Genomic DNA, 11,605 nt, shown 5'->3' with positions numbered 1-11,605 from the left:
CAGAAGGATTAAACTATGTGTGAGGGACGCTCCTCAAAAGTACGACACCAAACCATCATTGAGATGTTATCGACTCAAGGTCAGGTGTATGTACAGGAGCTTGCAACGCATTTTAATGTGGCGCAAGAAACTATCCGTCGTGATCTGAGCAAGCTTGAAACTCAAAAATTATTAAAGAAAGTTCACGGTGGGGCTGTCAATATTCAGTCCAAATTTGAGCGTAATTTTACAGAACGAGCGCAAGCGGCTGTTGATGAAAAGAAAGCGATAGCAGCAAAAGCGGCGGAGTTAATTAAGCCTGGAGACACACTGTTTATTGATTTTGGCACGACGACCTTCGAGTTTAGCCAACGCATTAAGTCGATTGATAATATAACGGTGATAACAAACTCACCGTTATTAGCTAGCACATTGCAGGAAAACCCTACCATCGAAACGATTTTGATTGGTGGGCAATTTAATGCGGCACAAAATGCCTGCTTAGGCGCAATCGCATTAAAGAATATTACGGAATTTTTCGCAGATTATGCGGTTATCGGCGCTGGCGCTTTTCATCCTCAGCATGGTGTGATGGATCAACACGTTGATGAGGCTGCCATTGCACAAAAAATGCAGGAAAACAGTGATAAGCTGATGGTGTTAGCTGATGGAACAAAAGCCCATAAGCATGCGATTAACTTTGTGGCTGGGTGGGATAATATTGATTATCTCATTACTACCACTAAAGACTTTAAATTAGCTGAAAATAAAAAACGCCCGAAAACCAAAATTATTATTGCAGATATTCTGTAAGCCATAAAAATCAAAGCATTACCCATTTAATTTATACCCTATGGAAAATAATTCATTTATTTTTCATAGGATTACTTTGCTCAAAATTCGTTAAATACGACACTAGGAATTAAAATGAAACTTTATTTTATTGCGTGCCCATATTCTGATCCTGATAGCAATGTTGTGGAAATGCGTTTTCAAGCTTGTACCCAATATGCAGCGGAATTAGCGCTTAAAGGAATTGCAACCTATAGCCAAATTACCATGACTCACCCGATCAATCAGTACTTAGCTTCGCAAGGGCAAAAAGTGGCATGGTCAGCGATTGATATGGAATTTTTAAAGCGTTGCGATGGTTTGATTGTTCTGACGCTGGCGGGATGGGAAAAAAGTGGTGGTGTTGCCGCAGAAATTCAATTCTTCAAAGATAAAGGTTTACCTGTGTGGACTGACAGTGAATTTGCTGAACAAATGCTGAATTCATAATAAAAAAAGCCGTAACGTTAATCAGTTACGGCTTTTTTGTTTTCAATTAAAAATGAACTTAATTGACACTGAACTTAGTGGCTCGGTTTTAGATACTCATCCAAATTTTTGCCATCTGGGTTGTGATTATCTTTATCCTTATCATCTGGGATAGCACAACCAAATTCAGCCACATCATTGCACATTAACGTGGTGATAGATTTTGCAATCTCATGTTCACCAATAATAATGTGGTCTGCACCGCGTTCTCTAATAAAGCTGACTTCATCATCATAGTGGGCGCGTACGACCACGGTGATATTCGGATTCAGCTCTTTGGCGGTAGCCACAATTTCACCTGCTTCATAACCGTTTGGAATGGTTAGTAACAGGGATTTTGCACATTCAATACGGGCAAGGCTTAGGATATCTTTACTGGCACCATTACCTAAGATGGCACTGAAACCATTTTCAGCCAGCTCTTCAAAGCGTGCACGGGTATCTTCAACCACAACCAGTGGGATTTCACGACGACGCAGTTTATCAGCCAGCATACCACCAACGCGACCGTAACCAACTATCACTGCATGACCACAAATATCCACTGGGATCTGAGTCTCTTCTTCCAGTGTTTCTTCCAAAAGCTGCTCTTCGATGGTCTCGGTTTTTTCCAGATATTTATCCAACAGGCTGAATAACACTGGGTTTAGCATGATAGAGACAATCGCACCGGCTAATACCAAGTTTTGAGCGTCTTTATCCATTACCCCGAGTGCCAGACCCATTCCCGCCAAAATAAAGGCAAACTCACCAATTTGAGCCAAGCTGACAGAAATGGTTAATGCTGTACGGCGTGAGTGCCCAAACATGCGTACGAGCACCAGCGCGGCGGCAGATTTACCAATAATAATGATACCGAGAACAGCGATGATCCCTAACGGTTGCTCAATGAGAACCACTGGGTCGAATAACATCCCGACAGACACGAAGAACAGTACTGCAAACGCATCGCGTAGCGGTAAAGTGTCCTGAGCCGCACGATGGCTCAGCTCTGATTCATTCAGCACCATGCCTGCGAAGAATGCGCCTAATGCGAAGGAAGCGTCAAAAATCGCGACAGCAGCATAGGCGATACCTAATGCAAGCGCTAAAACCGCAAGCGTAAACAGTTCACGAGAACCTGTTGATGCTGTGCGAGATAAAATCCATGGGATAACTTTTCGCCCGATGACAATCATAATGACGATAAAGGCAACGACTTTACCTATTGTCCATCCAAGGCTCATGGCTAATTCGCCAAAACTGGCTTCATTACTATCCATGATCCCTGCGGCAGCAGGTAACAGTACTAAGGCGAGAACCATGGCTAAATCTTCAACAATTAACCAGCCAATAGCGATTTGCCCGCGTTGACTTTCAATGAGTTGCCGCTCTTCAAGTGCACGTAGTAATACAACGGTACTTGCTGTTGACAGACAGAGACCAAAGACAATTCCCGTAAATACGCCCCAACCGAATAACATCGATAAGCCAAGACCTAATAAAGTCGCGACGGCTATTTGAGCGATGGCGCCGGGGATGGCAATTGCTTTTACGGCTAATAAATCTTTCAATGAGAAATGTAGACCAACACCAAACATCAAAAGAATAACCCCGATTTCAGCGAGTTCAGGGGCTAGGGTGGTGTCTGCAACAAAACCGGGGGTAAAAGGACCCGCTAATACACCCGCGGCAAGATAACCGACAAGTGGCGAAATTTTTAAGCGCTGCGCGAGCATGCCTAATATATATGCAAGGGCGAGACCACCAACAATGGTTGTAATTAAGGGCGTTGAATGCTCCATTAAGTCTCCTCTGGTTTGTTTATGAATAAAAAGGTGGGTACATGCCTTTGGCTTTCAAAATGTTGATGACGTTAATCACCATTTTGAAATACAAATTGCGTGTTTATCTATTTTAGCGGTTTTGAAAACAAATTTCTTTAAAAAATTGCCTAGTTTCTAAAAAAAAATCGAGCTGATAGGGCTAAATCGTTACAAGCTTTTTATTTTAGTCGTTTTTATGGAAGTCTTTTGTGAAATAAAGGAAGGGTTATCCATACTTATAAAAACATAAGTATGGATAAAATAAGGTAATAAGCCTATTTGTTGTTTATATTTGGTAACAATACAGTAAAAATACCCAATAATGGTAGAAAGGCACAATATTGATAAACTTGCTCAATGCTGGTTTGGTCTGCAATATGACCCAAGACAGCAGCACCAACGCCCCCCATACCAAAGGCTAAACCAAAGAATAGCCCTGAAACCATCCCTGTTTTACCTGGGATCAATTCTTGTGCGTATACCAAAATAGCCGAGAATGCTGAGGCTAAAATCATCCCGATAATCACCGTCAGGACACCCGTCCAGAAGAGTGACGCGTGAGGTAAAATCAACGTAAATGGGGCAACGCCAAGGATAGAAAACCAGATAACATACTTACGCCCAATTTTATCGCCAATAGGACCACCAATCATGGTTCCCGCCGCAACGGCGAATAAAAATACAAACAAGTGAATTTGGGCGTTTTGTACCGAAACACCAAACTTATCGATTAAATAGAAAGTGTAGTAACTGCTAATGCTCGCTAAATAGAAATATTTTGAGAAAATTAAAACTAACAAAACGCTGAGTGAGCCAACCACGACTTTGCGAGGCAGCACTTTAACTTCTCCGTGAATGACGGGCTTTTTCTTTGCAGCGCGATGCTGCTGTTTATACCAACTGCTAACTTGCAAAAGAATAATAATGGCGAGTAGTGCCGCGAACGAGAACCAACCGATGTTGCCTTTACCATAAGGTTCAATGATCAGTGCGGCAAGTAGAGGACCTAATGATGCTCCGAGGTTGCCGCCCACTTGGAAAAAGGATTGGGCTAAACCATGGCGTCCACCAGATGCCATCCGTGCGACTCTTGATGATTCAGGATGGAAGACAGAAGAGCCAGTCCCCACTAACGCGGCAGCGATTAAGATGGTTGGGAAGGTTTCTGCCATGGCTAATAGCAATAGACCCGACAAGGTAAAGCTCATGCCTATCGGTAAGGAATAGGGTTGAGGGTGTTTATCCGTGTAATAACCAATAATCGGCTGTAAAAGTGATGCCGTGACTTGGTAAGTGAGGGTGATCATCCCAATTTGAGCGAAGCTAAGGGAAAAATCAGATTGTAATAAGGGATAAATCGCTAATATTAGCGACTGAATCATGTCATTGAGTAAATGAGAGACACTGATTGCCGTCAGGATACTGAAAACGGTTTTTCCCGTTTTATTGGCGGGTTTGGCGCCGCCATTCGCTGCTGTTTGCTCACTCATGATCATCACTTTAGTTTGTTGCGTAATTGTAACCAATATAACTAATATAGAAATTATTTAAATGGCAATATGAGTGGCATGGGTAAATTGATGGAAAATATTAGTCGATCCAGATCTCATTTCTTTGTAACAGCGTTCTGTTTGTGCATAGCCGCTCAGATCTTGCCGTCATTTTTATGCTATAAGACTGAGTCTATTAACACATGGCTTATTAACTCATAAGCTTATTACGCATAAAAAACTACGTAATCGGTAGAGATTTCTATACCAGCAGGGAGAATGTATGAAACTGACATTTAAGGCATCCGCATGCGCATTAACTGTCTCGTTAGCGCTGTTACCCGCAGCGATGGCAAATGCGTGGGAAAAAGATAAAACCTACAACATCACTATTTTGCATACTAACGATCATCATGGTCATTTTTGGCACAATGAAAAAGGTGAGTATGGATTAGCGGCACAAAAAACCGTGGTTGATGAAATTCGTGACGAAGTGGCGAAGCAAGGCGGCAGTGTTTTATTACTCTCTGGTGGGGATATTAATACTGGTGTACCAGAGTCTGATTTGCAAGATGCTGAGCCTGATTTTAAAGGGATGAATTTGGTGGGCTACGATGCGATGGCGCTCGGTAACCACGAATTTGATAACCCGCTAGAAGTCCTCAAGCAGCAAGAAAAGTGGGCAACGTTCCCATTCTTATCTGCCAACATTTATCAAACCAGCACAGGTAAACGTCTCTTTAAACCTTATCAAGTCTTTGATAAGCAAGGTGTAAAAATTGCTGTTTTAGGCTTAACAACTGACGATACCGCGAAAATCGGTAACCCTGCGAACTTCCCTGATGTTGAATTCCGCGTCCCTGCTGCTGAAGCCAAAAAAGTGGTGGAAGAGCTACGTGCGACTGAGAAACCAGACATTATTATCGCGGCAACCCATATGGGACACTACGATGATGGCAACCACGGTTCTAACGCACCGGGGGATGTGGAAATGGCGCGCAGCTTACCTGCGGGCTATTTAGATATGATAGTGGGTGGTCACTCACAAGACCCTGTTTGTATGTCTCAAGAGAACAAAAACTACAAACAAGAAGACTATGTGCCAGGAACCCCATGTGCGCCAGACAACCAAAATGGCACCTGGATTGTTCAAGCCCATGAGTGGGGTAAATATGTAGGTCGTGCCGACTTTGAATTCAAAAACGGTAAATTCACCTTAAAACACTATCAGCTGATCCCAATTAACCTGAAGAAAAAAGTGAAGAAAGACGACGGTTCATCGGATTACGTCTACTACACACAGGAAATTGCGCATAACCCTGAAATGACAAAATTGCTAACCCCTTATCAAGATAAAGGCGACCAGCAATTAGGCGTGAAAGTCGGTTCAGTGGAAGGCAAGCTGGTGGGTGACCGTAATAAAGTGCGCTTTGAGCAAACCAATATGGGGCATTTACTACTGGCGGCTCAAAAAGAGCGTGCAGGGGCTGATTTTGCCATCATGAGCGGCGGCGGCGTGCGTGATTCCATTGAAAGCGGCGATATTACCTATAAAGATGTCCTGAAAGTTCAGCCATTTGCTAACGAATTAGTCTATGTGGACTTTAAAGGCGAAGAGGTTCTGCCGTATCTGCAAGCGGTCGCTAACATGAAACCTGACTCAGGTGCTTACGGTCAGTTCTATAATGTGAGCCTGACTCTGAATGCCGACGGCACAATCAGCGATGTGAAGATTGATGGCAAACCCGTCGATAAGAACAAAACTTACCGTATGGCGACATTAAACTTTAACGCGATTGGCGGTGATGGTTATCCAGCTATCGATAATCATCCAAACTACGTCAACACCGGTTTTGTGGATGCGGAAGTGCTCAAAGGCTATATTGAGAAACATTCTCCATTAAAAGCCGCTGATTACGAGCCAAAAGGCGAGATTGTTTATAAAAATAAATAATCGGTAATGAGTGTGAAAAAGCCCCTTAATTGGGGCTTTTTGTTTTTTACGATTCTTTTTTAATATCCGCAAAGCTGGCATTTAGTACACTTGCCAGATCGCTTGGGGCGAGTTCTAAATCCAAACCGCGCTTGCCACCGGAAATAAACATAGTCGTAAATTCTTGAGCTTGGCTGTCAATCACGGTCGGAAGGCGTTTTTTCTGACCTAATGGGCTGATCCCTCCTAGCAAATACCCCGTGGTTTTTTGGGCAATTTGCGGATCGGCCATTTCGACTTTTTTGACTTTAAATACCTTAGCAACAGATTTGAGATCGAGCTGCCCAGAAACTGGAGTGACAGCCACCGCTAAGGTTTTTTGATCGCCATTAAGCGCGACTAATAAGGTTTTGAAGACTTGCTTGGCATCTAAGCCTAATTTTTGGACGGCTTCATCACCAAAATTACTCTCATTGGGATCGTGATCATAAGGGTGTAGCGTGAATTTAATTTTTTGTTTTTCCAGTAATTTTACTGCCGGAGTCATAATTATTCCTTTTCTTTTTCAATGACTGGATTTGATCAATTATCGTTTCGTAAATAATCAATTAAGCTCTGTTCACCAAACAAGTGCAGTGCGCCTACGGCGACCACATAATTACCCGCAGGCAAGGTTTTCAGTTTTCTCGCCCATTCCTGATTGCGTTGAGTCATCAGCACATTATAAACCCCTTCGCTGAAGGTATTCGGTAATGTAACGCAATTTTCCGGTTGAAAATCCAGCCACCAGCTAATCATGGTTTGCAAGGAGCGGGCATTGGCGCGCCAATGAATTAGGGTATCTTGCAATAATGGCAAGCCATCATCGGGTAAATCGAGCAGTAATTGCACTTGGGAGTCTACACCTTCTAGCTCAATAATGGGCTTATTTTGGGCTAGTGCGTTATGGATCAGTTGGTAGTCAATTCCATAGTGACCTCGTAAACCCAATAACTGCGCTTGTGTGGCTTGCATCGTCAGGGCGACTTGCCAAGAGGGAAGATGGTCAAACTGAGTGGGGGATTGACGTATCTCTTGGCAGTATTGTAAAAACAGGGCAAACTCAGCGTCCGTTAATCTCTGGGAAATCGGTGCTATCAAGGCTGTAGACGTAGGGAAAGGTGAGTTTGCTTGCGTGATATCCGCCTCAACAATCAGCCCATCTGCGTGGTTGATTTTATCGAGCAAGGTTGCGGATAAGGGAAACATATTTTCGGTTCCCATATGAATACTGCCGACAATGTGCAGCTTTATATTATTAGGTAAGCGAACATCAACAGCTGGATAAGGATAATTCGGAGCCACTCCCCGGTGCAGCCAACTTTTTAAGTTTTCGAGTAGTTTTCCCATCTGATATTTATCCTGATTTAACGACTGAGATAAACAGAGTAAACAATCTTGTAGGAATTTGCGAATCACACCGCACGATACGGTCTATGACTAAAATATTGCCTATCACTAAGCAGACGAATTGCAGATAAAAAAATAGCGCCTCATCATCAGGCGCTATTTATTATATTGTGTGAGTCATTATGCAAATTAGTCTTTGCGCTTTAATAGGCTTAATAGAGAGAATAAACCAAACGCACTGAAAATTAATTCGATACCGATTAATGCGGTTAACAGCGCAATCGAGGTAATAGGACCATTGCCAATTAATAAGTAAGCAATAAAGAAGTCCAGAACCCCGATGATAATCTGCATCCAACCACCTGCAGATTTAATTTGTTGGATACCGGCATATAGGCGCATTACCCCGCCAATAATAAACAGCGCCGCAATCACCATTGCCATGGCGATTAAGCCCTGTAAAGGCTCTTTGATAAATGCATAACCGACGATGCAGTAAATAATCCCGATGACAAACCCAAAGAGGCGAGACCAGCCCGTATAGATAGTGGTGCTCAGGATGCTCACAATGGCACCGACGCCACTTAAGATTAATAGCACGCCCACAATAGCACTGACGGCAATACCAGAGGCAACTGGATTAGCTAAACAGGCGATACCACCTAGCAGTAATAACACGGCGAGAACCGCCAAAATATTACGTTGCTTTTTCACGTCACCATTGGCTAAGTTGGTGAGCTTTTCGCGATTAATATTTAACATGGAACCCTCAAACAGTGAAAATAATTAGAATCACTTAATTATAGAACAGGAATGATGAAGGCACTGAGGTATTCGGGCGATTTATTGCGTTGAGTCAAAATGTTGGAAAAGCCACCTTTAAGGTGTAAAGGTGGCTTGATAAGGCTATTTTTCAGGTTTGAAACGTAATAAACGGTTGGCATTGCTGACCACGGTAATGGAAGAGAGCGCCATGGCGGCTCCTGCCACTACAGGGTTCAATAACGTGCCAGTAATTGGGTATAAAATACCAGCGGCAATCGGAATACCTAGCGAGTTATACACGAAGGCTCCAAACAAGTTCTGTTTCATATTACGCAGAGTCCCTTTGGAGATAGACACTGCATCGGCAACGCCGTGTAGGCTTTGGCGCATTAAGGTAATTGACGCAGTTTCAATCGCAATATCACTGCCGCCCCCCATGGCAATCCCGACATCAGCACGAGCGAGAGCAGGAGCATCGTTGATACCATCACCCACCATTGCTACTTTATGACCTTTGGCTTGCAAAGCTTCAATCGCCGCAGATTTTCCGTCTGGCATCACTCCCGCAATCACTTCGTCAATGCCAGCCTCTTTGGCGATCGCTTTGGCTGTGACTGGGTTATCCCCGGTTAACATTACTAAGCGGAAGCCTTGTTTATGCAGACGGGCGAGGGCGCTAACACTGTCTTCACGTAATGGGTCGCGAATAGACAGCAATGCTGCAATCTGACCATCAACCGCCAATAGCACTGGTGTGACCCCAAGAGATGCTTGCTGGTGGAGCGTTTCATCGATTTCACGGGTATCAATCTGATTTTCAGCCAGCAGTTTTTGATTGCCCAGTAAAACTGTTTTACCTTCAACAACCGCGGTGACACCTAATCCAGCCAAAGTTCTAAATTGCTGATTGACAACAATATCTAGCCCTTTTGCTCGGCTAACAATTGCACGAGCCAGCGGGTGGTTAGAACCACTCTCGAGGGACGCCGCAAATTGCAGAGCTTGTGACTCATTAAAACCGTTGAACAGGTGAATATCAGTAACTTGTGGCATACCCTCAGTTAAGGTACCGGTTTTGTCAAAGACGATGGTATCGAGCTCGCTCGCTTGCTGTAAGGCATCGGCATCACGCACCAATACCCCAAACTCTGCGGCGCGACCGACACCAGATATAATCGACATCGGCGTTGCAAGACCTAAGGCACACGGACAGGCAATAATCAGTACCGTGGTCGTGATAACCAGCGCGTAGGTAATTTGTGGAGCGGGACCCACGAAATACCAAATTGCCCCTGAAATCACTGCAATAGCCACTACCACCGGGACAAACACCGCCGAAATTCGGTCAGCCAATTGCCCGATTTGCGGTTTACTGCTTTGCGCTTGGCGTACTAAGTAAATAATACGCGCTAACGTGGTTTGGCTACCCACTGCGGCGGCGCGGAATAACACGGTACCGTCTTGCACAACGGTTCCTGCGTGTACTGCATCGCCACGGCTTTTTTGCTGCGGGATAGGTTCACCCGTTAGCATCGCTTCATCCAGCCACACTTCGCCTTCAATGATTTCACCATCGACAGGGACGCGATCCCCTGTGGTTAAGCGTAAAACCATGCCTTGTTTCACTTGAGCAAGGGGCATATCAACTTCCCCTTGCTCGGTGACAACGCGGGCCGTTGGCGGCGTTAAATCCAATAATCGCTCTAAGGCTTTGGAGGAACGCTGGCGTGCGCGCTGCTCAAGGGCATGACCTAAGTTGATCAGACCGATGATCATGGCGCTGGCTTCGTAATAAAGATGGCGAGCTTGTTCTGGGAACATCTCAGGCCAAATATTGACGACAATCGAATAGAGCCAAGCTGCCCCAGTACCTAAGGCAACCAAGGTATCCATGGTGGCACTGCCATTTTTTAAGCTTTGCCATGCACTGCGATAAAAATGCCCACCGGCAAAAATCATCACCAGCAGCGTTAATACCCCGATAGTGAGCCAAATGTTGTGGTTATCAGCGCTTAACATCATGTTGTCGCCGATCATCCCCCAAATCATCACGGGCACACCTAAAGCAAGGGCTAGCGCAGATTGCCAACGGAAGCGGCGCATATTCGCTTGAGCCACTTCTTGCTGGCGTTCACGACGCTTAGCTTCATCTTGGATGATTTCAGCGCCATAACCTGCTTTTACGACCGCTTCGACGAGGTCATCGGGCTTCGCGGTTCCAGTGACTAACGCACTGCGTTCCGCTAAGTTCACTCGTGCATTTTCCACGCCAGGTACGCTATTAAGTGCCTTTTGCACTTTACTGACGCAGCTGGCGCAGGTCATGCCATCGAGTAATAATTGAATGCTGTCATCGGTCACGGCAATGTCAGGCTGTTCGCCAAGGTCAGACTCTTGTGCCGGAATATCACAAACTGCCGCTGAACCCGTTTCCGGCTGTTCAATTGATGTTTTCAGCGGCTCAGTTTTTGGGGAGCTAGCACCTTCTTGGGCAAGTTCTGCGTGGAATCCTGCGCCTTCTACCGCGGCGATTAAATCGGTTGTAGAGGCAGTGCCATAAACTTTAGCCTGTTGAGTATCTACTACCGCGGCAGCAACGCCTTCAACAGCTTCTAATGCTTGCTGAGTTTTCCCTGCGCATTTCATACAGTTTAAGCCAGAGAGTTGTAACTCTACATTTGGCGCAGTTGCTTCAGTGGCTTCATAGCCTGCATCGACAATGGTTTGAATGAGGGATTCGACGCTAGCGCTGCTTTCAATCACCGCGTAATCAATCGTGACGTTGACTGATTCAACATCAGGGCGTGCTTGCAGTGCTTTTGTCACGGAGCCGACGCAATGCATGCAGCTCAAACCTTGTAAGGATAGAATTATTTTCATTTTTGATTCTCCGGGCCTTCTCATAATGAGGGGCTATAATTTGT

The 11,605-nt window shown here is 44.7% G+C and carries 9 protein-coding genes; 3 read left to right on the top strand and 6 right to left on the bottom strand.

The features are described from left to right. Nucleotides 1-15 precede the first annotated feature (15 nt). Nucleotides 16-792 (top strand): DeoR/GlpR family DNA-binding transcription regulator, encoded by a 777-nt coding sequence (locus M5X66_RS13340; protein WP_051422679.1) that lies wholly within the window; start codon nt 16-18, stop codon nt 790-792. Between the two features lie 114 nt (nt 793-906). After that, nucleotides 907-1,260 (top strand): DUF1937 family protein, encoded by a 354-nt coding sequence (locus M5X66_RS13335; protein ID WP_036952526.1) that lies wholly within the window; start codon nt 907-909, stop codon nt 1,258-1,260. A gap of 74 nt (nt 1,261-1,334) precedes the next feature. Here the strand turns inward: M5X66_RS13335 and ybaL are convergent, their stop codons facing one another. Next, entirely contained in the window at nt 1,335-3,083 is a 1,749-nt protein-coding gene (gene ybaL / locus M5X66_RS13330; protein ID WP_036952523.1) for a YbaL family putative K(+) efflux transporter, read from the bottom strand. A 296-nt stretch (nt 3,084-3,379) separates the two neighbouring features. Continuing rightward, nucleotides 3,380-4,594 carry an MFS transporter gene (locus tag M5X66_RS13325; protein WP_108478325.1) on the bottom strand — a complete coding sequence of 405 codons (1,215 nt, stop codon included), beginning with the start codon at nt 4,592-4,594 and terminating at the stop codon, nt 3,380-3,382. A 283-nt stretch (nt 4,595-4,877) separates the two neighbouring features. On the opposite strand from M5X66_RS13325, the gene ushA reads away from it, so the two are divergent. Further along, nucleotides 4,878-6,548 (top strand): bifunctional UDP-sugar hydrolase/5'-nucleotidase UshA, encoded by a 1,671-nt coding sequence (gene ushA / locus M5X66_RS13320; RefSeq protein ID WP_036952517.1) that lies wholly within the window; start codon nt 4,878-4,880, stop codon nt 6,546-6,548. A 46-nt stretch (nt 6,549-6,594) separates the two neighbouring features. Here ushA and ybaK read toward each other — a convergent pair whose 3' ends face one another. The 4 genes from ybaK to copA all read right to left on the bottom strand — a co-directional run bounded on the left by ybaK (nt 6,595) and on the right by copA (nt 11,561). After that, on the bottom strand, nt 6,595-7,074 hold the full coding sequence (gene ybaK, locus M5X66_RS13315) for a Cys-tRNA(Pro)/Cys-tRNA(Cys) deacylase YbaK (protein WP_036952167.1): 480 nt from the start codon (nt 7,072-7,074) through the stop codon (nt 6,595-6,597). 35 nt (nt 7,075-7,109) lie between these two features. Further along, on the bottom strand, nt 7,110-7,916 hold the full coding sequence (locus M5X66_RS13310; protein WP_036952165.1) for a TraB/GumN family protein: 807 nt from the start codon (nt 7,914-7,916) through the stop codon (nt 7,110-7,112). Nucleotides 7,917-8,105: 189 nt separating this feature from the next. Further along, on the bottom strand, nt 8,106-8,678 hold the full coding sequence (locus M5X66_RS13305; RefSeq protein WP_036952163.1) for an HdeD family acid-resistance protein: 573 nt from the start codon (nt 8,676-8,678) through the stop codon (nt 8,106-8,108). A 144-nt stretch (nt 8,679-8,822) separates the two neighbouring features. Further along, nucleotides 8,823-11,561, bottom strand: a complete 2,739-nt coding sequence (gene copA, locus M5X66_RS13300) for a copper-exporting P-type ATPase CopA (RefSeq protein WP_270103644.1) — start codon at nt 11,559-11,561, stop codon at nt 8,823-8,825. Nucleotides 11,562-11,605: the final 44 nt, after the last annotated feature.

Source organism: Providencia sp. PROV188 (assembly GCF_027595165.1).
In the GTDB taxonomy this organism is placed as follows: Bacteria; Pseudomonadota; Gammaproteobacteria; order Enterobacterales; family Enterobacteriaceae; genus Providencia; species Providencia lanzhouensis.
This window is presented reverse-complemented; position numbering and strand designations above follow the sequence as displayed.